The organism is Shewanella sp. 10N.286.48.B5, assembly GCF_002874355.2.
Lineage (GTDB): Bacteria > Pseudomonadota > Gammaproteobacteria > Enterobacterales > Shewanellaceae > Shewanella.
The window spans coordinates 614,550-638,459 of the sequence record NZ_MCVG02000001.1 but is presented as its reverse complement, the minus strand read 5'-3'; the positions used below and the strand labels follow the sequence as shown (position 1 = coordinate 638,459).

General features: G+C 42.1%; 24 protein-coding genes. 6 read left to right on the top strand and 18 right to left on the bottom strand.

Annotated elements, in window-relative coordinates:
* The first annotated feature begins 13 nt into the window (after positions 1 to 13).
* Positions 14 to 2,593, top strand: a complete 2,580-nt coding sequence (gene glnD / locus BCU57_RS02805) for a bifunctional uridylyltransferase/uridylyl-removing protein GlnD (RefSeq protein ID WP_102439652.1) — start codon at positions 14 to 16, stop codon at positions 2,591 to 2,593.
* Between the two features lie 18 nt (positions 2,594 to 2,611).
* Positions 2,612 to 3,436, top strand: coding sequence for a 2,3,4,5-tetrahydropyridine-2,6-dicarboxylate N-succinyltransferase (gene dapD / locus BCU57_RS02800; RefSeq protein ID WP_076542908.1), 825 nt, complete (start codon positions 2,612 to 2,614; stop codon positions 3,434 to 3,436).
* 80 nt (positions 3,437 to 3,516) lie between these two features.
* On the opposite strand, the gene BCU57_RS02795 is transcribed toward dapD, so the two are convergent.
* From BCU57_RS02795 to BCU57_RS02775, 5 genes are all read right to left on the bottom strand, one after another.
* The gene (locus BCU57_RS02795; protein ID WP_102439653.1) at positions 3,517 to 4,014 is read right to left on the bottom strand and encodes a GNAT family N-acetyltransferase; all 498 of its coding nucleotides are present in this window, start codon (positions 4,012 to 4,014) and stop codon (positions 3,517 to 3,519) included.
* Positions 4,015 to 4,154: 140 nt separating this feature from the next.
* Positions 4,155 to 4,730 (bottom strand): CBS domain-containing protein, encoded by a 576-nt coding sequence (locus BCU57_RS02790; protein ID WP_102439654.1) that lies wholly within the window; start codon positions 4,728 to 4,730, stop codon positions 4,155 to 4,157.
* Between the two features lie 268 nt (positions 4,731 to 4,998).
* Positions 4,999 to 5,535 (bottom strand): YaeQ family protein, encoded by a 537-nt coding sequence (locus tag BCU57_RS02785; protein ID WP_102439655.1) that lies wholly within the window; start codon positions 5,533 to 5,535, stop codon positions 4,999 to 5,001.
* A 129-nt stretch (positions 5,536 to 5,664) separates the two neighbouring features.
* Complete coding sequence (locus BCU57_RS02780; protein WP_102439656.1) at positions 5,665 to 6,591, bottom strand: bifunctional precorrin-2 dehydrogenase/sirohydrochlorin ferrochelatase; 927 nt, start codon at positions 6,589 to 6,591, stop codon at positions 5,665 to 5,667.
* A 125-nt stretch (positions 6,592 to 6,716) separates the two neighbouring features.
* Entirely contained in the window at positions 6,717 to 7,034 is a 318-nt protein-coding gene (locus tag BCU57_RS02775; protein WP_102439657.1) for a DUF2007 domain-containing protein, read from the bottom strand.
* A 129-nt stretch (positions 7,035 to 7,163) separates the two neighbouring features.
* Here BCU57_RS02775 and BCU57_RS02770 point away from each other — a divergent pair, with 129 nt between their 5' ends.
* Both BCU57_RS02770 and BCU57_RS02765 read left to right on the top strand, forming a co-directional pair.
* A complete protein-coding gene (locus BCU57_RS02770) occupies positions 7,164 to 7,562 on the top strand; it encodes a DUF3224 domain-containing protein (RefSeq protein ID WP_102439658.1) in 399 nt (132 codons plus the stop codon).
* Complete coding sequence (locus tag BCU57_RS02765; RefSeq protein WP_102439659.1) at positions 7,559 to 7,819, top strand: hypothetical protein; 261 nt, start codon at positions 7,559 to 7,561, stop codon at positions 7,817 to 7,819. Before BCU57_RS02770 ends, BCU57_RS02765 begins: the two co-directional genes overlap by 4 nt.
* A 71-nt stretch (positions 7,820 to 7,890) precedes the next feature.
* Here BCU57_RS02765 and secF read toward each other — a convergent pair whose 3' ends face one another.
* The 6 genes from secF to BCU57_RS02735 all read right to left on the bottom strand — a co-directional run bounded on the left by secF (position 7,891) and on the right by BCU57_RS02735 (position 13,777).
* Positions 7,891 to 8,838, bottom strand: a complete 948-nt coding sequence (gene secF, locus BCU57_RS02760) for a protein translocase subunit SecF (RefSeq protein ID WP_076542916.1) — start codon at positions 8,836 to 8,838, stop codon at positions 7,891 to 7,893.
* 10 nt (positions 8,839 to 8,848) lie between these two features.
* Positions 8,849 to 10,702 carry a protein translocase subunit SecD gene (gene secD / locus BCU57_RS02755; RefSeq protein ID WP_102439660.1) on the bottom strand — a complete coding sequence of 618 codons (1,854 nt, stop codon included), beginning with the start codon at positions 10,700 to 10,702 and terminating at the stop codon, positions 8,849 to 8,851.
* 17 nt (positions 10,703 to 10,719) lie between these two features.
* A complete protein-coding gene (gene yajC / locus BCU57_RS02750) occupies positions 10,720 to 11,052 on the bottom strand; it encodes a preprotein translocase subunit YajC (RefSeq protein WP_076542918.1) in 333 nt (110 codons plus the stop codon).
* Between the two features lie 38 nt (positions 11,053 to 11,090).
* Positions 11,091 to 12,209 carry a tRNA guanosine(34) transglycosylase Tgt gene (tgt, locus tag BCU57_RS02745; protein ID WP_102439661.1) on the bottom strand — a complete coding sequence of 373 codons (1,119 nt, stop codon included), beginning with the start codon at positions 12,207 to 12,209 and terminating at the stop codon, positions 11,091 to 11,093.
* Between the two features lie 145 nt (positions 12,210 to 12,354).
* On the bottom strand, positions 12,355 to 13,395 hold the full coding sequence (gene queA / locus BCU57_RS02740) for a tRNA preQ1(34) S-adenosylmethionine ribosyltransferase-isomerase QueA (protein WP_102439662.1): 1,041 nt from the start codon (positions 13,393 to 13,395) through the stop codon (positions 12,355 to 12,357).
* A 184-nt stretch (positions 13,396 to 13,579) separates the two neighbouring features.
* A complete protein-coding gene (locus BCU57_RS02735; RefSeq protein ID WP_102439663.1) occupies positions 13,580 to 13,777 on the bottom strand; it encodes a hypothetical protein in 198 nt (65 codons plus the stop codon).
* A 184-nt stretch (positions 13,778 to 13,961) separates the two neighbouring features.
* On the opposite strand from BCU57_RS02735, the gene BCU57_RS02730 reads away from it, so the two are divergent.
* Positions 13,962 to 14,558, top strand: a complete 597-nt coding sequence (locus BCU57_RS02730) for an ACP phosphodiesterase (RefSeq protein ID WP_102439664.1) — start codon at positions 13,962 to 13,964, stop codon at positions 14,556 to 14,558.
* 124 nt (positions 14,559 to 14,682) lie between these two features.
* On the top strand, positions 14,683 to 15,339 hold the full coding sequence (locus BCU57_RS02725) for an RluA family pseudouridine synthase (RefSeq protein ID WP_102439665.1): 657 nt from the start codon (positions 14,683 to 14,685) through the stop codon (positions 15,337 to 15,339).
* Positions 15,340 to 15,446: 107 nt separating this feature from the next.
* Here the strand turns inward: BCU57_RS02725 and sstT are convergent, their stop codons facing one another.
* The 7 genes from sstT to BCU57_RS02690 form a co-directional block, all read right to left on the bottom strand.
* The gene (sstT, locus tag BCU57_RS02720) at positions 15,447 to 16,670 is read right to left on the bottom strand and encodes a serine/threonine transporter SstT (protein WP_102439666.1); all 1,224 of its coding nucleotides are present in this window, start codon (positions 16,668 to 16,670) and stop codon (positions 15,447 to 15,449) included.
* 249 nt (positions 16,671 to 16,919) lie between these two features.
* Positions 16,920 to 17,798, bottom strand: a complete 879-nt coding sequence (locus tag BCU57_RS02715; RefSeq protein ID WP_102439667.1) for a chemotaxis protein CheV — start codon at positions 17,796 to 17,798, stop codon at positions 16,920 to 16,922.
* Between the two features lie 113 nt (positions 17,799 to 17,911).
* On the bottom strand, positions 17,912 to 19,543 hold the full coding sequence (locus BCU57_RS02710; RefSeq protein WP_102439668.1) for a phospholipase D family protein: 1,632 nt from the start codon (positions 19,541 to 19,543) through the stop codon (positions 17,912 to 17,914).
* Between the two features lie 134 nt (positions 19,544 to 19,677).
* On the bottom strand, positions 19,678 to 20,148 hold the full coding sequence (locus tag BCU57_RS02705) for a dual specificity protein phosphatase family protein (RefSeq protein ID WP_102439669.1): 471 nt from the start codon (positions 20,146 to 20,148) through the stop codon (positions 19,678 to 19,680).
* Positions 20,149 to 20,208: 60 nt separating this feature from the next.
* The gene (locus tag BCU57_RS02700; RefSeq protein WP_241903561.1) at positions 20,209 to 21,471 is read right to left on the bottom strand and encodes a DEAD/DEAH box helicase; all 1,263 of its coding nucleotides are present in this window, start codon (positions 21,469 to 21,471) and stop codon (positions 20,209 to 20,211) included.
* A 227-nt stretch (positions 21,472 to 21,698) separates the two neighbouring features.
* Positions 21,699 to 22,214: a methylated-DNA--[protein]-cysteine S-methyltransferase gene (locus tag BCU57_RS02695; protein WP_102439671.1), complete on the bottom strand. Its 516-nt coding sequence runs from the start codon at positions 22,212 to 22,214 to the stop codon at positions 21,699 to 21,701.
* Positions 22,204 to 23,763, bottom strand: coding sequence for an Ada metal-binding domain-containing protein (locus BCU57_RS02690; protein ID WP_102439672.1), 1,560 nt, complete (start codon positions 23,761 to 23,763; stop codon positions 22,204 to 22,206). Before BCU57_RS02690 ends, BCU57_RS02695 begins: the two co-directional genes overlap by 11 nt.
* Between the last annotated feature and the right edge of the window lie 147 nt (positions 23,764 to 23,910).

Genomic DNA, 23,910 nt, shown 5'->3' with positions numbered 1-23,910 from the left:
AAAAAGGACGTCAATGAACACTGCGCTGGTAGCTAAAAACACCCTAGTCGATCTAAACCAGCGCTTATTGGCGCAATTTGCTCAAAAGCAGCCAATAACTGAACTCGTCAAAGAGCGATGTGTATTTGTTGATGAGCTATTAAAACAAGCTTGGCAATCGTTTTATACTAATGATCAGACGATTGCGCTCATTGCGGTGGGTGGATACGGCCGCGGTGAATTACACCCCCACTCTGATATTGATTTACTGATCCTGACCCAAACCGAAGCCAAGAACCTGCAAGCCCAAGAGCTTATCAGCCAATTTATCACTTACCTTTGGGATTCTGGCTTAGAGATCGGTCACAGTGTGCGCACCATTGAGCAAACCCTTGAGCTTGGCCTTAGCGATATCAGCACTGCTACTAACCTGCTTGAAGCTAGATTGTTATCAGGTGACGAAAGCTTATTTGATCAATTATATGACGCGATTCGTGAACATGATTTTTGGCCTTCTGACACATTCTTTCTTGCAAAAAAACAAGAACAGCAATATCGACATGCTAAAGCCAATGCCTTTGATTTAGAACCCAATATCAAGTCATGTCCCGGTGGCTTACGCGATATTCAAACTATAGCATGGGTGGCTATGCGCCACTTTGACGCCGCGTCATTACAAGAATTAGTCGGCTACGACTTTCTTGAGCCCATTGAATTAACCGAGTTACTGGAATGTCAGGATTTTCTCTGGCAACTGCGTTTTTCACTGCACATGATTGCTGGCAGAGATGAAAATAGGCTGCTGTTTGACTTACAAAGACAAGTTGCCGCAGCAATGGGTTATGAGGATGGGACTCAGCTCGCGGTCGAGCAAATGATGAAACGCTATTACCGCACAGTAAGACGGGTAATGGAATTAAATGAGATGTTGCTTCAGTTATTTAAGCGTGCAACCTTGCATCAAACTGCACCGTTAACCATTCAGCCAATCAATGAAAACTATCAGCGCCGTGGTCACTTCATTGAAGTGCTCGATAATCAACTGTTTGAGCAACAACCTGAACAAATTATTAATTTATTTTTGTTAGTGGCCAAAAATTCTAATATCCAACGCATTTATGCCCCAACGCTGCGGCTTTTACGTAAAGCACGACGTGGCCTTAAGGGGCCACTACAAGATAACCCAGAGTGCAGAAAATGCTTAATGAGTATTTTAAAGCACCCTCGTGGCATAACAGCTTTATCCTTGATGCATAAACACGGCATATTATCTTCATACTTACCCGCATGGCGTAACATCGAAGGTCAAATGCAGTTTGATTTATTTCATGCGTACACGGTTGATGAGCACACTCACCGCTTACTGCTCAACATTGACCGCTTTTCGCAAACTGAGCAGATAGATGAATTCCCCTTAGGCGCGATTTTAATTAATCAGTTGCCTAAAAAAGGCTTATTAGTTTTAGGCGCTATATTCCATGACATTGCTAAAGGACGAGGCGGCGATCATAGTAAGTTAGGCTCTAAAGACGCGCTGGATTTTTGTAAGCTTCATGGATTAAACGATCATGACGGCCGTTTAGTGGCTTGGTTGGTTGAAAACCATTTAGTGATGTCAGTCACCGCACAGCGCCGTGATATTTCAGATCCTGATGTGGTGGCCTTTTTTGCAGATAGAGTCCAAGATGCGGTGCATTTAAGTTATTTATATTGCTTAACTGTGGCCGATATTTGCGCGACAAACCACAAAGCATGGAATAATTGGAAAGGCTCGTTACTGCGGGATTTATATTTTTCAACTCAGCGCGTGTTAGCCAGAGGCAAAGAAAAGCCTATTGATGTGGCTGAGCGAGTCCAAGAAACCAAACAAAAAGCGCAAAAAGAGCTGCTACGACGTGGCGTAAAACAAAAAAATATTGATGCGTTATGGCTAAGGTTTAAAGACGATTACTTTTTACGTCATCAACCTAATCAGGTTTCATGGCATACAGAAGCCTTGTTGAAACACGACAAGCAAAAACCATTGGTGCTTATTTCAAAGCATACGACCCGTGGTGGCAGCGAGCTGTTTGTTTACGCCAAAGATAAACCCAAGTTATTTGCCACTGTTATGGCGGTGTTAGACAATAAAAACATTAATGTTCATGATGCTAACGTTATGACATCAAATGATGATTACGCCTTAGATACATTCGTTATCCTAGAGCAAGATGGCGAACCAATCAGCCAACTTTCTCGCATTCAGTCGATTAAAAAGTCACTTGAGAAGGCGTTAGCAGCACAAAAACCTAAACCGTCAAAATTTAGAAAGCTGTCACGGATCATGAAACCTTTTAATGTTCGTACCCAAGTAAGTTTCCTACCTGGGACTAACCATGATACAAGTATGATGGAACTAATCGCATTAGACTTCCCGGGCTTATTAGCCAGCGTCGGAGAAGTGCTGCATCGCTGCGATATCACCTTATTATCAGCTAAAATTACCACCATTGGAGAGCGCGCCGAAGATTTCTTTATCTTACAAAATAATGCCGGCAGCGAGCTCAATGAAACGCAACAAGCGCAACTATCTGAAGCCCTCTTAGGAGCGCTTTCAACACCTTTACCACAATAAACTAATCGGGAGAAAGTAATGGAGGCATTACGCCAACGCATAGAAGCTGCATTTGAGGCTCGTCAGGACATCACACCTAGCACGGTAGAGCCAAGTGTTCGTGCAGATATCGAAACTGTTATTAGCATGCTAGACAAAGGTCAGGCTCGCGTAGCAGAAAAGATTGATGGCGAATGGCATGTACACCAGTGGTTAAAGAAAGCGGTACTGCTTTCTTTCCGTATCTTTGATAATCAAGTTATCGACGGTGGTGATACCAAGTACTTTGATAAAGTGCCGCAGAAGTTTGCTGACTACACAGCTGAACGTTTCAAAGAAGAAGCAATTCGTGTTGTACCACCTGCAACGGTTCGTAAAGGCTCATTTATCGGTAAAAATACCGTATTAATGCCTTCTTATGTCAACCTAGGTGCATTCGTTGACGAAGGTACTATGGTCGATACATGGGCGACTGTGGGTTCTTGTGCACAAATTGGTAAGAACGTACATTTATCTGGCGGAGTGGGCATTGGTGGCGTTCTAGAGCCACTACAAGCAGGTCCTACTATCATTGAAGATAACTGTTTCATTGGCGCGCGCAGCGAAATCGTTGAAGGCGTAGTTGTTGAAGAAGGCAGTGTTATTTCAATGGGCGTATACATAGGCCAAAGCACACGTATTTTTGACCGTGAAACAGGTGAAGTACATTACGGGCGTGTACCTGCAGGCTCTGTTGTTGTTTCTGGTAACTTACCTTCTAAGTGCGGCACTTACAGCTTATATGCTGCTATTATCGTTAAAAAGGTTGATGCGAAAACGCGCGGAAAAGTGGGTATTAACGAATTACTGCGTATCGTAGATTAATCGTTAGTCACCCAATTAAAAGGGCTTCTATTGAAGCCCTTTTTTAATGGGTAAAATCTGCCAACTGATGATTAATTAGCTCATTTAATGATTAACTTTTCCATTGGTATACAAGCAAGTTCAAGGCCTCTTGGGGAATGGTAAATTGAATGCTTGTCACCTTTAAAACCACAAGCGCGATAAAAATCAGCTGCATTTAAAGAAGCATCCAATATTAATTTTTTACAGCCTGCTTCAATTGCGACGGTTTCGAGTTGTTGTAACATCGCCCTGCCAACACCTTGACCAAAAGCACTGGGGTGCACAAACATCCCATCGACCATGCCAGTAGCAACAGCGAAACTTTTGCCGGCATCATGGTTAACGTCAATCATGCCAACACCTACCACTGCATCATTGACCACAGCAACATAGCCATGCTCCGAAAATGCATCGACAAATGTTATTGGCAGCTCACCATCCGTCCAAGCTACCAGCATTGCGTCATCATAATGCCCTTTGCATTGGCTTAGTATTGCTTGGTTTCGAATATCAAATGCCACTGTGGCATCATGCCGCTGTGCTTTTCTGATCTGCATCCTTGCTCCGTGTAAATATCATGCTTAATCATTACACATTATTGTTTTACTGATATAAAAACAACACATCAAGCTTGATAAATTGACCTTGATAAATTGACCTTGATTAATTGACCTTGATTAATCGACGTTGAGTGCGGTTAACTCGCGGCTTTCAGTTTTTCGACATTATCGGCAATCTCCATAAAGCTGGGATTTAAATTCACATCAATGGGGAGTTTTAAGGTTCGCACAATATCATTAGCCGAAATTAAGCCACGAATAACGTGGGCTCGTTCGTCAACCACTAAGCAGTGCTGATGCTGGGAATGCTTCAGCGTTTCAATGACATCAATAATTCGCGCTTTAACCAGTTCCACATAATCAATGGCTTTTAGCTTATTTTTTGGCAACATAAAGTCACTCAATAAAAGTTGATCTCGCGAAAAACCTGCGGCGACCTGCTTAAGCATTTCTTGGCTATGAAGCATTTGTAAACTCACCAGCCCCATAAAATGCCCTTGTTGATCAATGACAATTTTTAACCTGACATGGGATTGTTTCATTAAATGTTCAACGTCTACCGCAGCGGTATTCATTTCAATTACAAAAGGTTTTAGCTGGCTAAAATCAGTAAACACCGCAGCGGCGGCTGAATAAATATTGATATGCTCAGACACTTCAGGGCGGGCAAGCTCATCGACTTTGTCAACTGAATATAAATTTAGTGTTTTCATTAAAAACTTCCTTTTTTGACAAAACAACCGATATTTCTGGGTGTTATCGAGTCTAACTGAGGGAAGTTATCAAGCTTATTACAATTAAAGCTTCTAAATTATAATCACTTGCAATGACTTCATAGTTTAATTTGCCACTATCAGGTTTTGGCATAGGCAAACTTGATAGTGGTATACGACGGCTTAATTTAGACAGGTTAACCTGTAAATTATAGTGCAAAATGTATAATTTAAAGGTTTAAAACAATTATAAGCTCTTTGGTTGACCTTACTTTAAACGCTCAGGTTGAACCATCAGGCTATTGGCTTCATCAGACAACCAAATTTCGCCATCAGTAATACTCACCTGCAATTTCATGTTGCGGTTAACAAACACTTCCATTGCTGCAACACTTTCTTCAGCTATATTAAATACACTTAAGTTTTTATAGCGTTGCAGTGCTTGTTCATTTTGCTTCCACCAAATAGGCACACTGCGACCACTGTAGGTGATTAACTGAACCTGCTTTGACCGACCACAAGCTTTACGCAGCCACTTCTCATCAGCTTGGCCAAATTCAATCCATAAATTGATTTCATCAGATAAGCTTTTTTCCCATAGCTCAGGTTCATCTTCAACACAAAGCCCTTTGCTAAATTGCAGCGAGTCCGACGCATTCATAATAAACGCTAAAATTCTCACCATCATGCGGCTATCCGTTTCTGAAGGATGCTGGGCAATGGTAAGTTGATGATCGGCATAGTAATGTCTATCCATATCAGCGATTTGAATTGTTGCTTTATAGACGGTAGCTTTAGGCGCCATGGGAGTTCCATACAAATAAAAAAACCGAGTCTAACCTGTTTAGCACAAGTATGAAACTCGGTTTAGAATATGTTTTTAGCTCAGTCAATTTACCATTAAGCTAGGCAGTAAATATCCCCACAAAAATGACTATAAAGCCCCAGGTTGAAGATGCTTCGCCATGGGGAAATGTGCTTTAAATTTTTTTAACTTTTCAGTGTCTAGCACCAATAGCATGCGCTCGCCATGGTGATATTTTGCTGCAATTTCACTGAAATTAGGGACAGCTTCGCGGCTAGCATCACGTCTTATAAGTTCATTAATATCGGTACTAACGCCATTTTCAGTCAGCGGACTGTCCCGATAAATTACTTCAATTTTCTGCAATAATGGCATAGCGGCAATAGGCAATAAGGCCGCGTTATCGTTTTCATCTAACAATAATATTTCGCCATCGGCAGCTAAACTGCTAAATGCATCTTGATAATGAGCTTCTGTCACACTATCAAAACGATCACTGTTTAGTTTAAAGAATCGCTCCCAAAATAAACGTCTATCTTTACCAGAACTGATTTTTTGCTGCACTTCAGTGCGCTTTGACGCAACAAAATCAAATAGAGGGCTCAATGACTGGGGCAATAGCGTTTCAAGTCGGGAACGAATAGTGCGAGCAAACACTGGCGCGGCGCCAGCGGTACTGATGGCAACGACTAAGCGACCTCTGTCGACGATGGAAGGTGTTATAAAGCGGCAAAAACTGGGATTATCAACCACATTGACCCAAATGCCTTTTTGGGTGGCTAAAACGGCATAGTCTTTATTGAGTTGTTCATTGGCTGTGGCCATGTAGATCACATCATAATCAGCAATATCAGCTGCTTCAATAACGCGCCTATGTAATCGAATTCGCCCTTTTTGATGATAGCTTTGAATTTCTTGAGCGATATCCGGGGCAATAACAGTAATGTCAGCTTCGGTGCGTGACAGCAAATCAAGCTTTCTAGTGGCCACTTCCCCTGCACCGATAATTAATACCTGTAAATTATTGGTATCCACAAATAATGGAAAATACTGCATCGAGCACTCGCAAAATAATTAAGATAATCAACTATAACCAGTTAATAGTGCCATTGTCATCGTCTTATTTAGTATCAATAATAATGATTCAATCTTAAGACTTTTACAGCGGTAAAAGGTCAATGTTAGTTGTGGGTGGTACTTTGTGGCGAGCTGCATTGCCAGCACAGTTCAAAACTGCCTTCATTCATCTCATGACATTGAAGGCATTGCCATTGCGGACAGTCCATATTATGAGACTCTAACAGCGTTTTAGCTTGCTCGAGTTGATTTTGACAAACCCAGATATCCACAGTTTGCATTTCAGTGGGTAACTCACCAACACCACCGAGTAAAGCTTCACCGGTCAATTCTACCAATATGCCATTTGTTTCAAGCAGCCCTTTCCAAGTATGCGCTTGGAGTAAATTACCGCCCGTTAAGAGTACTTTTCTATTGTCCATTATTATTCCTACTGCATTGCTCTGATGGCAAATTTTTAATCATCGTACTTGTAAATGGTTCTTGCTGTCGAGCATTGATTAAACTTTATACTCATTATATGCTCTTGATAGCCTTTAAAGGAGAATCATATGAATCTGCAAATATCCGGTGTATTTCAAATTACAAATTGGGATGAAGCCACAGATATAGAACACCCTGATGGTGCTAAGCAAACCTCAGCAAGTATTAGCCAAATGTACTCAGGCGATCTTGAAGGTGTCAGCCAGCCCAAATATATCATGTGTTATACCGCAGATGGCAAAGCAGTGTTTTGTGGTTTTGAAAACGTGGAAGTCAGCATTAATGGCAAGTCCGGCAGCTTTGTATTGCAACACAATGGTAAGTTTGAAAGTGGTGTCGCCAGCAGTGACTTCATTATCGTGCCAAATTCTGGCCAAGGCGAGTTGATTAACATTGCTGGTAAAGGCGCATTTACTTCTGGTGAAAAAGGCCAAGCTGAGTACCAAATGGAATTAAGCCAAATATGATGGGGTTTTCTATTAGCCGCTTACACTCTTCGGTTGGCATAATTAAAGCTACTGGGCAGTGGGATGCTGACACTATTTCAGGCACTAAATTTACTCAGTTAGAACAAATGTCCACTGATGGCTGGGTTGCATTGGATATTCATCACCCGACTAACAGCCAGTTCATTGCATCCATTAAAGCTGAAGTTTATAGGCACTTGTTATCCCAGCAAGTTATCCCTGCAAGTTATCCCTGCAAGCAGCTTAAACATCAGTAATTAAATTTAAGAAATACATTCCAATAATAAAGCCACTCGATTGAGTGGCTTTTTTGTGTTGCGGCTTAAGATTAAGGCATCATTGAAGGTTGATCAGCACCTTCTTTCTCAATCTCAACTGGCATCATATGCTCGCGACAAATACCCAATTTAATGGCTAAGTAACTTGCCACGTAAATAGATGAGTAAGTACCAACAAAAATACCACACAGTAGCGCCGTTGCGAAACCATGGATCATACTACCGCCCTTAAGGAATAGCGCAATCACCACCACTAAGGTAGTACCTGTAGTAATAATAGTACGGCTCATTGTCTGCGTGATAGACGTATTAACCACTTCATCAGGACCGCCTTTACGCATCTTCAAGAAGTTCTCGCGGATACGGTCATAGACTACGATGGTATCGTTCAACGAGTAACCCACTACCGTAAGCAAACCTGCTAATACCGTTAAATCAAACTCTAATTGTAAAATAGAGAAAATGCCTAAGGTGACGATGACATCGTGAGCAAGTGCGGCAACAGAGCCCATTGCTAAACGCCATTCGAAGCGGAATGATACGTAAATGAGAATACAAATTAACGCCACAATCACGGCTAAGCCGCCTTGCTCTGCTAACTCTTTCCCCACTTGAGGGCCAACAAATTCAACACGCTTTTGAATAACGTTGGCATCAATAACTTGAGCACCGTGCACAATCGCAGCGACTTGATCATCACTTTTTAGATCATCACGAACAGGTAAACGTACTAAGATATCTCGGCTTGAACCGAAATTTTGCACTACTGCTCCGTCAGCGCCATCAGTACTGTATTCAGCACGTAGCTCTAATAAGTCTACTGGTTTTGAAAACTCTAACTCAACAACCGTACCACCAGTAAAATCAAGACCCCAGTTGATGCCTTTTGTGCCTAATGACACAAAAGAAGCTACCACCAAAATCATTGATAAAACACTGATTGGCATTGCATGTTTTAGAAAGTTGATCGTTTTCTTTACTGAAAATATTTGTAACATGGTCAACTCCTTAAATTGATAGTTTCTTAACGCGTTTACCACCCCACATGAGATTCACGATAACGCGCGTTCCCACGATAGAAGTAAACATTGACGTTGCAATACCAATCATCAGAGTAATTGCGAAACCTTTAACCGCGCCCGTACCCACAGCAAATAAAATTAATGCCGTCATAAAGGTGGTAATGTTTGCATCAGCAATGGTTGAAAATGCATTGGCGTAACCTTCATGAATCGCTTGTTGAACACTGCGTCCAGCAAGTAACTCTTCACGGATACGTTCGTAAATCAGCACGTTACCATCTACTGCCATACCAACGGTCAATACCATACCGGCAATACCAGGCAGGGTTAATACGGCACCTGGGATCATTGACATCACGCCAACAACCATCACTAAGTTAGCGGTAAGTGCTAAGTTTGCGATAACACCAAATGCACGGTAATAGATAAGCATAAAGACTAAAACAACTGCCAAGCCCCAAATCATTGCTTGGATACCATTTTCAACATTTTGTGCACCAAGGCTTGGACCAATAGTACGTTCTTCTACAATCGTCACTGGCGCAATAAGCGCACCTGCACGAAGTAATAACGCTAAGCTTTGTGCTTCAGAATGATCAAGACCGTTAATAACGAAATTTCGGCCTAGACGAGCTTGAATGGTAGCAACTGAAATAACTTCTTCAATTTTAGTCATTTTCACTGAGCCATCAGGATTGCGAATACCGCTATCCTTATACTCAATAAATAAAGTCGCCATTGGGTTACCAATGTTGTCTTTAGTGACGTTAGAGAAGATGTTGCCACCTTTAGCATCTAAGTTAATCGATACTTGTGGGCGACTATATTCATCAAAAGAAGGTTGGGCACCGGTAATATGATCACCAGTTAACATCACTTCTTTTTTCAGCACCGCAATGCCACCTGAACGACGAGGAAATACCTCTGAGGTCGCAGGTACGCGGCCATTTGCTGCTGCGCTTTGATCAGTGTTTTGATCAACCATGCGAAATTCAATTGATGCTGTAGCACCTAAAATTTCTTTTGCACGCGCAGTGTCTTGTACACCTGGCAGTTCAACAATAATACGTTCAGCGCCTTGACGCTGTACTACCGGCTCAGCAACACCCAGTTCGTTAACACGATTACGAATAGTCGTCATGTTTTGCTGTAGTGCTTCTTCCTTAATTTGACTAAGGTAGCTATCACTCATGGTGGCATACAGGGCAAAGTTTTCACCGCTGCTACCATCATTAAATACCATTTCATTATTATTGCGAGACTTTAAGAAGCGTTCTGCTTTGGCTAAGTTTTCAGCATCACGGAATTTAATCTCAAGGCCTTTTGCAGTTTTACGAACACCTGCGTAACGAATTTTCTCTTCACGCAATTGGCTTCTAAAATCAGCAATTTTGGCTTCTTCCATCTTACGAATAGCTTCGCCCATATCCACTTCCATTAAGAAGTGAACACCGCCGCGTAAATCCAAACCAAACTTCATTGGTGATCCACCAAGAGCTTCAAGCCACTCAGGTGTCGCCGGAGCTAGGTTTAATGCAACGGTATATTTATCACCTAATGAATCAGCAATGGCTTCTTTAGCAAGCAATTGCTGCTCAGAATTTTGAACACGGACAAGTAATTGCCCATCTTCGAGCTCAGAGCGCTTTACCGCAATGCCTTTACTTTCAAGTAATCCGTTTACTGTCGATAGAGTTGAAGTTGTCACTTCTGCACCACGAGTCGCTACGACTTGTACTGCATGATCCTCACCAAATAGGTTTGGAGTTGCGTAAAAAGCACCAATGGCGATGACTAGCATCACCATGATGTTCTTCCACATTGGGTATTTATTTAACACACCTGAGCCCTCTTGGCTTACAACGACTGGATAGAGCCTTTTGGCAATACCGCTGCAATATAGTCCTTTTTAATGGTGATCTGACTGGTTTCATTAATGCTTAATAAAACATAATCACTATCATCGCTGATTTTAGCAATCTTGCCTAAAATGCCACCGCTTGTAAGCACTTCATCACCTTTACTTAATGCAGACATTAAGTTTTTGTGCTCTTTTACACGCTTAGACTGCGGACGGAAGATCATGAAGTAGAAGATCAAGCCAAAAATAACTAGCATGAAAATCAGTTCCATGGTGCCGCCACCTTGAGGAGCGCCTGCTGCGTTTGCGTATGCATTTGAAATTAACATATTACTCTCTTCTTATTTTCTAAAAAAAAATCAGTCAACTATAGTTCTGGTACTTCACGACCCAGTTTGGTGTAAAACTCTGTCACGAAGGCGTCTAATGTACCTGTCTGAATTGCGCCACGCAAACCTTCCATCAACATTTGATAGTAACGTAGGTTGTGAATGGTGTTTAAACGCGCACCTAAGATCTCATTGCAGCGATCTAAGTGATATAAATACGCGCGGGTGTAGTTTTTACAGGTATAACAATCACAATTTTCATCAAGGGTAGAAGTATCATCGCGATGACGAGCATTACGAATTTTAATCACGCCTTCAGAAGTAAATAAGTGACCATTACGTGCGTTACGGGTTGGCATAACACAATCAAACATATCCACACCACGACGGACGCCTTCAACTAAATCTTCTGGCTTACCAACGCCCATTAAGTAGCGAGGCTTATCTTCAGGGATCTGAGGACAAACATGCTCTAAAATACGGTGCATATCTTCTTTAGGCTCTCCAACAGCTAAACCACCTACGGCGTAGCCATCAAATCCGATTTCAGTTAAGCCCTTAATACTTTCATCACGCAAATCTTCGTACACACCGCCTTGGATAATACCGAATAACGAGTTCGGATTTTCTAAACGGTTAAATTCGTCACGTGAACGCTGTGCCCAACGTAATGACATTTGCATCGACTTACGCGCTTCATCATGTGTTGCAGGATATGGCGTACATTCGTCAAAAATCATCACCACATCGCTGCCTAATGAGTCTTGAATTTGCATCGACTTTTCAGGGTCTAAGAAAATCTTCTCACCATTGATAGGCGAACGGAAATGCACCCCTTCTTCAGTGATTTTACGAATATCACCCAAGCTAAATACCTGGAACCCGCCAGAGTCAGTCAAAATTGGACGCTGCCAATTCATAAAATCATGAAGATCGCCATGCTTACGCATGATTTCTTCACCTGGGCGAAGCCATAAATGGAAGGTGTTACCTAACAGAATATCAGCGCCTGTGGCTCTAACTTCTTCAGGCGTCATCCCTTTCACAGTACCGTAAGTACCTACTGGCATAAATGCTGGAGTTTCAACGGTGCCGCGCTCAAAAATCAGACGACCACGACGTGCGCGACCATCAGTTGTATCTAATTCAAATTTCATAAATCACCTTGCCAGATAAACAGTCTGACTCGCTGTTGTTTCATTAAGACATGAGGGCAAATGTTGCAACTTCAAGTGAGGCTACAAAATAAACCCAAAAAAATACCCACCTCTGTGGGCGGGTATTTTAGATCAAAATCAATCGTTACGGGGCTTTTTTCGTTAAAAACATGGCATCGCCATAGCTAAAAAAGCGGTATTTGTGCTCAATCGCATGCTGATAAGCCTGCATCACATTTTCATAACCCGAAAATGCGCTGATTAACATAATCAAGGTTGACTCTGGTAAATGAAAATTAGTCACCATGGCATCAATAACTTTGAACTGATATCCTGGATAAATAAAAATATCGGTATCGCCTTTAAATTCCGTCAACGGGTCATCACCACAGGCTTTCGCAGCGCTTTCTAATGAACGCACTGATGTAGTGCCTACAGCAACAACGCGTTTGCCCGCCGCTTTAGTTTGAGCAATTAAGTCGACAACCTCTTGGCTAACTTCAGCCCACTCAGAATGCATCACATGTTCATCGATGGTATCCACTCGCACTGGCTGAAAAGTACCCGCGCCTACATGCAAGGTTACAAAAGCGATATTAACGCCTTTGTTTTTTAGCGCCTCAAGCATGGCATCATCAAAGTGCAAACCTGCTGTAGGTGCTGCCACAGCGCCGGGGGTTTGGTTATAAACCGTTTGATAGCGCTCTTTATCAGCATCCTCATCGGGACGATCGATATACGGCGGCAAAGGCATATGACCAACTTCTTCAAGTACTTCTAAAATGGTTTTATCATCTTCAAGGGCTAACTCAAATAAAGCGTCATGACGGGCTAGCATTTTCATTTTGTAGCCACCGTCAACAATAATCATAGAGTCAACTTTAGGAGACTTAGAGCAACGAACATGGGCAAGAATACGCTTATCATCAAGCATTCTCTCCACCAACATTTCCAATTTACCACCGCTTGCTTTTTGACCAAACAAACGTGCTGGAATAACACGGGTATTATTAAATACCATCAAGTCACCGCTATTCACTTTCGACAGGACATCGGTAAATTGCTTATCGGCCAACTCACCTGAATTGCCATCTAAGGTCAATAAACGCGAAGCATTTCGCTCAGCCATTGGATATCGAGCAATAAGCTCATCTGGTAATTCAAAAGAAAAGTCTGCTACGCGCATTTTCGATACTCTTTTATAGACAATAAAAACCGCGCTAGTCTAGGACTAGTAACTGCTAATATCAAGCAAAGGGTATGAAATAGTGATCGATTAATGCACGCCAGCGGCTAATGGCTAACGCCAACATTAAAATCAGTTGGGGATCTGGCTTAAGCGCGGCGTTTAAAAAACCACGAAGATAGGGTTATTTTGAATTCGTTGATTGTACATTTGCTAAATTATCATCAACTTCAGATACTGATGAAAACAAATTTTTATCGGCAGAATTACATAAACTGTCAGGTTTAAAAGAATGGCTTTCAATCTTGAGGTCTATGTCAACTTTTTTACGTTTTTTAGCAGACTGCTGCCTTAATACTGATTTTATCCAGTTTTTCATCATCCATGATCCCTACAGCCCAAATTTCAACAGGCATAAAATATCTTCCATAAGTACAAATTGTAAATAATAGCCATGACTTTTAAAGAGAAATCTATATGATGAATCTTACAGTCAGTTGTTACTATATTTCCAATTTTGTTGTTTAGTATCATACTGTAAATTTTCAAAAATAAAAGTACAAAATATGAACTTTCTAGCGCACCTACATTTAGCTGATATTAGCGACAGCCACTTAGCAGCCAATCTTGCTGGAGACTTTGCCAAGGGCGATATAAAACACTTCCCAAAGCATTTGCAACAAGGTTTATGGCTACATCGACAAATCGATCAAATTACTGACAGCCATGAATTAATCACCGATTTAATCAAATTATTTCCAAAAAGTTCACGCCGTGTGGCGCCAATTTTAATTGATTTAGTGTTTGATCATTACCTTGCTTTCTACTGGGATGAGTATCATCAGCAATCGTTATCTGAGTTTACTCAAAAGGCATACCATAGCCTGCAACATACCGCCGAACTGCCGGAAAAGCTGCAATTGATCATCCCAAAAGTCATCGAACAAGATTGGTTAATGAGCTACCAAACAAGAGCTGGGCTAAACAAAGCAATTGAAGGTGTGAGTCAACGTATTTCAAAACCTGAGCTTTTTAAGACGGCCATCAGCGACGTTGACAAGTTATATGTTGAAATTGAGATTGCTTTTCGTACTTTCTATCCACAGTTAATGGCCTATAGCCGTATCTATAGCCGTAAGACACCTGAACAATACCTGCCATAACTGATTTGCCGCAATCAAATAGCCGATTAATTGAGGCTATTTTACTTTAGCGGTTGATATCCATTACTGCAGCGCCGTTTATTTGCTAAAATAGTCACCTATTTTTGTAAACCGATGCGACTAAATGCAAATTTTTGACTACCAACCACCTAGTATTCCATGGCTTGATATCCGTTATAAAGACCGAGATATCATTGTTATTAATAAACCTGCCGGCTTATTAGCAAATCCTGGCAAAGCTGCCAATACCCATGATTGTGCTATTACTCGTTTACAAAAACTCTACCCTGAAGCCATTTTGGTACATCGCTTAGACTGCGACACCTCTGGCATCATGGTATTTGCCCGCAATAAAAAAGCCGAGTCTCATCTTAAAACTCAGTTTCAAGATAGAAAAACCAAGAAAGTTTATATCGCTGAAGTAGATGGTGTTATGGGCGCTGACAGTGGCACGATTGATTTATCGTTAGCTGGCGACAAAGAAAACCCACCATTTCAAGTGGTATCAGATCAAGGTAAATCAGCGATTACTCACTATGAAGTCATCGAGCGTTTTGCAAATCATACCTTGGTTAAGTTGATGCCAGAAACAGGTCGTACTCATCAGTTACGTGTTCATATGCTAGCACTTAACCATGTGATACTTGGTGATAACTTTTACGGTGATGACATTACAGCTAAAGCCAAAAAGCGCCTTAGCTTGCATGCGCAAATGCTGACAATTATTCACCCGTACACTCAAAAGCAACGCACTTTTTTTAGCAAACACCCTTTTTGCTAAAAACAATTTAACTGGCGCTAAAATAAGTATGCAGATACAAAAAAACCGACAAGTTGTCGGTTTTTTATTATCTCACATTAGAGGTTGAAGCTTTTTAAGCTTAACCCTTAACCGTTTGCTTTATTCTCAGCCGCTTCACAAGCTGCAGCGGTGAATACCACATCCGTTGAGCTATTTAGCGCAGTTTCCGCAGAATCTTGAATAACGCCAATAATAAAGCCTACAGCAACAACTTGCATCGCCACATCATTAGAGATCCCAAACAAGCTACACGCAAGCGGAATAAGCAGTAATGAGCCACCAGCAACGCCTGAAGCGCCACATGCCGATACTGCAGCAACCACACTTAATAACACTGCTGTTAAGAAGTCAACTTGAATACCTAAGGTATGAGCAGCTGCAAGAGTCAGTACGGTAATAGTAATTGCCGCGCCGCCCATATTAATGGTTGCGCCTAATGGGATTGACACTGAGTAAGTATCTTTATGCAGCTTTAACTCTTCACATAAAGCCATATTCACTGGAATGTTGGCAGCACTTGAACGGGTGAAAAACGCCGTTACGCCACTTTCACGTAAACACTTAAACACTAATGGATAAGGGTTACGTTTGATTTTTACGTAAACCATAATCGGGTTAACCACTAAAGCAATAAAGGCCATAGCGCCTACCAATACTGCAAGTAATTGCGCATAGCCTGCTAATGCATCAAAGCCTGTTGCCGCAATGGTGCCCGACACTAAGCCAAAGATACCAATAGGCGCAAAGCGGATCACAAAGCGTACGATTGCGGTTACGCCATCGCTTAAGTCTGAAATAACTTTCTTTGTCGACTCATTGGCGTGGTGTAAAGCAATACCTAAACCAATACTCCAGGCTAAAATACCAATATAGTTACCGGTAAGCAGTGCATTCACTGGATTATCAACAATTTTAAATAACAAGGTATTTAACACTTCTGCGATACCTTGAGGAGGATTAGTCCCCTCAACGCCGCCAACAAGTACTAATGTTGTCGGAAAGGCAAAACTAAACAGTACTGCAGTTAACGCGGCAGCAAATGTGCCCGCTAAATACAAACCAATAATAGGACGCATATTGGTATGGGCATTTTTCTTTTGATTTGCAATTGATGATGCCACCAGTACAAACACTAAGATCGGTGCGACTGCTTTTAATGCTCCAACAAATAAATCACCAAGGAAGGAAACCTGCCCTGCTGCTGAAGTTGAAAATGTGGCGAGAAGAACACCCAGTACAATACCGGCGAGAATTTGTAACACTAAACTGCCATTAGCTAATCGCGCTAACAGTGATGGATTTTGATTCATTGCTTGACCTATATTTTTATATTTATGGCTTTTATTAAGCTCTAATATTTGTGACTTTTTAAAAATCGAATAACGGGATTTTAATAAGCTCTGATAGGTATATATCGGATGGGATGGCTAAAGTCTAGTTTCGCTGCAAAATGATGCACTAATATTACCGTACGTTCCCAAACAAACCACATTTAGCCAACATGTGATGAAATTTAGCGCGTTTCATTATTGGCAAATTATTGTATTAGATGAAAATTGTTATTTTGCCCCTCGGAGAATAGCATCAATTAATTCATGGGCATCAAATTTTGTTAACGCTTCATCGGCGCCAACTTGTTTAGCCTGGCTGACACTAATTTCACTGGATAAAGAGGTATGTAAAATAATATAGGCATTGGCAAGTTGCGGGTTATTTTTGACTTCAAATGCAAGCTCATAACCATCAAGTCCTGGCATTTCAATATCACTCACTAACAAATCTATAGGTTTTTGGTTATCTGCAGCCCGCTGCATGATCTGTAGTGCATCATGGCCATCTGCGGTGACAGAATAAGGGATATTGATAGAATCGAGTGCATCTGAAAGTTGCTTTCGAGCGACTTTAGAATCATCCACTAATAAGATATTCAGTGGCTTTAATTTCTCTCGTTGAATATCTGTCAAAATAGCTCGATTAGCGTCGGGATCATAGGGGAATAATTTTGCCATTAATAACTCGACATCCAACAATTGCACTAATTTGCCATCAAGGCGAGCAACCCCAGTAAGAAAAACCTGATGGCCTAAGTTCGCTGCAGGCGCCTCAATATCTCGCCAGTTACACTCAATTATTTTGTCAATTCCTCTAACCAAAAAGCCTATCACCATTCGCTGGCAATCAGTGATGATAATATTGCATTTATCATAGTCGCTTGGACCTATCGGCTTAAAACCAATCGATGCAGCCATATCAATCACCGCAATGGTTTTACTGCGTATGGTTGCTGCACCTAATATTGACGGATGGGATTTCGGAATAACCGACAAACGCGTGTACGGGACAATTTCGCGAACTTTTAAGGTGCCCAAAGCAAACTGCTGAGTATGGGAAAGGTGAAACAGTAACAATCCTTGTGACTGGCTTGCTTTACTTTTCATAATATTGCCGATTAAAACTGATTATTTAAAGTTAACCACAGCCTTTTCGTCATATCAAATTCAAATCTGAATTTCGGGGGTTAAGTCGCTAATTTGCTTTATCAATTAGAAAACTACAGCTGGGACTCTATTGGCAACAATGCTAAAAAATCAGCTAAAAACTTACGCCAAAAGCCAGCACCGGGCTCTGCATAAATAATTTTATGATGCTGATGGTCAAGCCACACCAGCTCGCCATTTTTTAACACCACTTCATAAGCTTTATCATTTGCTGACAGCGCAAGCCCTGCAAGGATCTTTTTAGCCAGCATCTCATTATCAATAATTAAGCCCATTTCGGTGTTGATCAGTGCTGAGCGGGGATCAAAATTAAACGAACCAACAAAGAGTGTTTGCTCATCAATAATAAAGGTTTTGGCATGTAAACTCGTGCGACTGCTACCTTTCCAACTGGTTTTTTTAGATTTTTGGCCCTTGGCATTGCCTTTTACTTCATAAATCTTAACCCCGCCTTCAATGAGTTTTTGGCGGTACTGCTGATACCCTGCATGAACCGCTAATACATCCGTTGCAGCTAAACTGTTAGTCACTATGGTGACCTCTTTACCCCGTTTTACTTCATTGATTAATGCATGGGTTGCCGCATCGCCTGGGACAAAGTAAGGCGAGACAATCAGTAATTGATGCTGCGCTTGCTCAAAAAAATAACTTAAGTCATCTAATAAAATGCTGTCATTAGGGTTTCTTTCAAGTTTATTTGGCGGATCATACACCACTTGGGCTTCGCCCCAATACCACTGTAACCCTTGATTTTGCAGGCGATCTAATAAGGTATTTTTTTCTAAACGAGTAACATATTCATCGGTCATTAAGCTCTTCTCAAGAATGCTTGCTCTGGCATCCAGTTTCGCTAGCACGTTATCTTGCTCAGGATTTGTATTATTGCCTTGATATGGCTCAGCGGCCTTTACCAATTGCTCAATGCTATTAACTTGGGCCGAGTTCCAATAAGTATCAAATTGGGTTGATACCTTATCAACAGCGTCGCCAATGGCCAGTAAATCAAAATCACCAAAATCGACATTCTCATCTGCTGAAAAGTATTCAGCGCCAATATTTCTCCCCCCAACCACTGTCACTAAATTATCAATGGTCAGTGATTTGTTATGCATACGATGATTGAGGCGGCTAAAGTTCCATAAAAATGCCAGTCCACGATACTGACGTTCATAGGATGGATTAAACAAACGCACTGAAATATTAGGGTGAGTTGCAATGGCCATTAAGCCATCGTCGCCATTTGCTGTGGTTAAATCATCCAGCAACACCCTAACTCGCACCCCGCGCTGAGCGGCTTTATAGAGAAATAAACTGAGGATTTTCCCGGTTTCATCATTGCGATAAATGTAGTATTGCAAGTCGATGCTTTCAGTGGCTGCTTCAATCATGGCTAAACGAGCAATAAAAGCATCAATGCCATCACTAAGGGGGTTAACTCCCGTTAAACTTAACTCTGCTTGAGTATCATCATTGCTTTGGCTGCTAGTTTGAGAGTACTGAAGTGAAGAGTACTGAGGTGAGGACTGCTGCAGTTGAGATTGAATGTATTGTGCTAAAGGAGAGTCAGTGACAGGCGCGAGTTTATACTGCTGAGAAAGAGGCTTGAATTCAGCGCGATTGGCGCAGCCAATGAGAGTTAAACACAATACACAACAAACGAATATGACAGAATTGTTTTTGGGCATTGATGGCTTCCTTTCAATTTGACTCAGGTTTTACTGGGGCTCTATTATCAGGCAGCCTTTTACACTATGGTTTAAGCGTATTGCTAACATGACCGCTATCATAAGCCGTCACAGATGCGCTGTATAACTATGGTTTAATCTTGCAGCGCATACAAGACATCAAATACAAATTGATCCCAACCTTCAGCGCTAAAAGCAATGTCTCTTACACTGCGCACTTGACTCACAGCATGGACTGGCGCTGCGCCATTATCCATTAAGTAATACGCCATCATGATGCCCGTGCGGTCTTTACCGGAGCGGCAATGGATAAGTACCGCAATATTTTGCGCTTCACACTCTCTGATAAAGGCCAACGCTGTTGGCATTTGCGCAACGCAAATAGCCTCATCACCCTCTTGCGGTGGGATATTATTTGAAAAAGGAGTGCAGCAATATTTTAGCCCTAACGCTTCTATGGCGGCAGCAGCGACCTCGTCACCATCATTGACCGATAAAATAGCGCCAATACCTGCCGCTTTTAATTCCGCTAAATCCCAAGGGTGTTTATTAGGGCCACTGCGACCTGCAATGACCCCCTCTACTAACCAAAATAACTGCTTCATAAAAACGTTAATACTCTTGTTAACTATGAAATGGGGCGTTCTCTCGGGACTAAGGCTGAATTAGTCTTGTTCAGGTTTTTTAATATGAGCCCAAAAATCGACATTGACTTCGGCTTTCTTTTTACGCTTTTTCTTACCTGTGCCTTCAGGTTTTGCCATTGGCTTATCAAGCTCTAACAAGTCATCAGGCATTTGCTCATCGGCTTCAAAGCCAGCAACTTGCTCACGCTCTAAACGCAGGGCATTTTTTTTCTCAATCACTTTAAAATGATGGTAATCCGCATGGGCTAATAATGATATCGCTAAACCAACTTCACCGGCACGACCACTTCTGCCAATACGATGCATGTAATCAGCAGGACTTCTTGGTAAATCGAAATTGATAACCACTGGGAGCTTATCAATGTCTAAACCACGTGCGGCGATATCGGTGGCAATTAATACCTCAATCTCACCTGACTTAAATCCATCTAGCACACGATTACGGGCGCCTTGGGCTTTGTCGCCATGGAAAACTTCAGCGCTAATACCCCGTTTTGATAGTTTTTCAGCCAAGTGCTTACAGCTATTTTTAGCATTAACGAAAATCAATGCTTGGCGCCATTTATGCTCTTTGATCAAATGGGCTAATAATGCGGTTTTACTTTCACGGTTTACGGTAAATGCCCGTTGCACTAAGGTGCTTTCTTCGGCGCTTTGCAACTGAAGGTCTACTGGCTCAACCAGTAAACTCGCCGTAAGGGTGCGAACTTCCTCTGGGAAAGTTGCTGAAAACAACAGTTTTTGCTTTTTCTCAGGCATTAATTTTAATATTGAAGCCAGCTCGTCAGTAAAACCAAGGCTTAACATACGATCGGCTTCATCAAGCACTAAGGTTTTTACCTTATCAAGCTTAATGGCGTTACTTGAGATTAAATCTAATAATCGCCCAGGAGTTGCCACAAGTACATCTGCGCCGCCGCGAAGGGCCAGCATTTGAGTATTCACTGACACGCCGCCAAACACGGCAACGGTTTTAATGGCGCCATTAAAATGCACCGCATAGGATTTAACGCTATCGGCGACTTGCTTTGCAAGCTCGCGGGTCGGCACTAAAATCAACGCTGAAACAAAGTTACCTTTATTTTTTGACGCCCCAGCAGACTGACTTAACTGCTGCAAAATCGGTAAAGCGAATGCTGCGGTTTTACCAGAGCCAGTATTTGCACCAGCCAGTAAATCTTTACCCGCTAATACGTGAGGAATGGCCTGCGCTTGGATCGGCGTTGGAGTGAGGTACTCAAGTTCAGTTAACCGCGCTAATAATGGCGAGATTAAGCCCATTTCGGTGAAACTAACGGTATTAGTTTCAGATTGCGTCGCTAAAAGGGTGTCAGCATTTAGGCTCGTTTGGGTATCATCTTTGCGATCAGTAGCAGAGGTCATTAATTTCAAGTGCTCAAAATAAGGTATAGCCAGCTATTTTAGCGTATTTATGCCGCTTAAGTTAGCGAAATAGATCAAGCAATGATGAATTACTGCTCATAGATGATGAAACAAGCCGCATTCGATTAATCAGCTGATTCTAATGACAACAAAGCTTGTTTCATTTTAAGGCCATAGGCATAACCGGTTAAGGTACCATTTTTACCAATCACTCGATGACACGGCACGATTATCGCTATGGGATTAGCACCATTGGCAGCGCCCACCGCCCTAACTGCTTTAGGTCGATTAATTTTATTGGCGATATCGCCATAACTGCATACCTGCCCAAACGGCAGCTCTCGCAGCGCTTGCCAAACCTCATGCTGAAACACAGTACCAGTGGCTGCAAGCGTGACGTCAAATTCACTGCGCTTACCGGCAAAATATTCATTAAGTTCTGTGATGGCTTGCTGCACATGTTTTTGAGCTTGCTCAATTGAGTCAGCACTTGCATCGATAATATCGCCACTATCGACAGCGTCAGCCTCACTGACCACTTGCAAATGGGTAAGGCCTAATTCTGAGGCTCGCAGCTTCAAGTAACCCACAGGGCTTAGCTCAATTTGCAGGTAAATCGGCGGTTGATTATTAACTTTCATTACTATTCCATAATTGAAAAGTGACATAGCTGCCCCATGGGCTGACATCCTTGGCAATCTTGTCGCAAAATTGTCGATAGGCTTTACCGGTAAGCGCTTCTGTCTGCCCATCAACCTTCCCATGCTGGCAGCGCAGAACTTTCAAGCGGTTTTTTATCACTAAATCGCCACTTAAAAAGATATCCGGATCGCCTTGACCGCGCATTTTGGCATAGGCAATAGTCCATGGGCCAATACCTTTAACGCTGAGCCAATCATCAGGGCTTGCGTCTGGGTGCTCAGCGACAAACTGACCTAACAAATTAAGCGCGGCTTTGCGTGATGCTGGCATGTTAAATTCAGTTAAACTTGCCGCTGCTATCGCTTGCGGGGTTGGAAATAAGATAAGCTCACGATCTGAAATTACAAGCTTTTTACCATAACTCCTCACCAAGATATTCAGTAGCTTACTTGCCTGTACCACACTCACTTGCTGACCTAATACTGCCCGGCATCCGGCTTCAAACACCGAGGCTGTGGCAGGGATCCGTAAACCCTCTGTAGGGGTTAACCCCATGTCGACAAGTGACTTAAATGATTGATGGATAACCGCCATATCCGCATCTAAATCCAATAACTTACGCACAAACAGCACCACATGATGTAAATAGTCTAAGTCGTCAGCACGTTCAAATTTCACCGTAAGTGACAATTGGTGTTTATCTTTTAGCGGTAATACATCAATGGTGCCGCTAACCTGCCGATGATTAACATTTAAACAAAAACTGCGGCCATAAGCCTTTGATGCCTCATCAAGCCACTCCATGTTTTCAACGCTTCTTAACTGGTAAAACGACCACTGTTTCGACCAATTAAACGGCGGGCGGTAATCTAATAACAGGCTAATACCGTCAGCTTTGGTAGCAACATTTGCCTTGGCGCTATCACGCCTTAATTGGGATGGGGTCAATTGCAACTGCTCCTTAAAAACTTCATTAAAGCGTCTGATACTATTAAAACCTGCAGCTAATGCCACGTCCGTTATTGGCAAGCTGGTTTGATGTAACAGCTGTTTAGCAAACATCAGTTGTCGATAAATAGCATATTTTTTTGGCGAGGTGCCTAGCTGCTTATTAAAGAGTTGGCTTAAATAGCGGCTACTAATACCCAGCCGTTGTGATAATGATGCAAGTGTTTGACCCTGTTCGCCACTTAAACAACCGCCATCAATCAGGGCTATCGCTCGCTGCAAACTGGTTTGAGTGCCCTTCCATGCATTGGATTGTGGCGCACTATCAGGGCGGCAACGTAAACAAGGCCTAAGCCCCGCCTGAGCAGCTTTAATCGCAGAGTCAAAGTAACGCACGTTTTGCTCTTTAGGTGCCGTCGCAGGGCAAATTGAGCGGCAATAAATCCCTGTGGTTAAAACCCCAGTAAAAAAATGCCCATCAAAACGCGCATCACGGCTTAGCCTTGCTTGACGGCAAACATTAGCAGCTAAACTGCACGCCTGACTGCTGGCTATAGGTGCTAAAGACTTCTCGCTGTTTAGCACTGCTTTAGGAGACATGTTATCGTTACCCGTTTATGTAAGCTGGTTAATAGCAGCTTGAAGATTATTAGCGTCACTTTAGCGAATAATGACGCTAGTCACTAGCGGAAAACGGAACTCAACCACTGACCCCATTTAATGCTAGCCTACAAGTATCGAAACAAT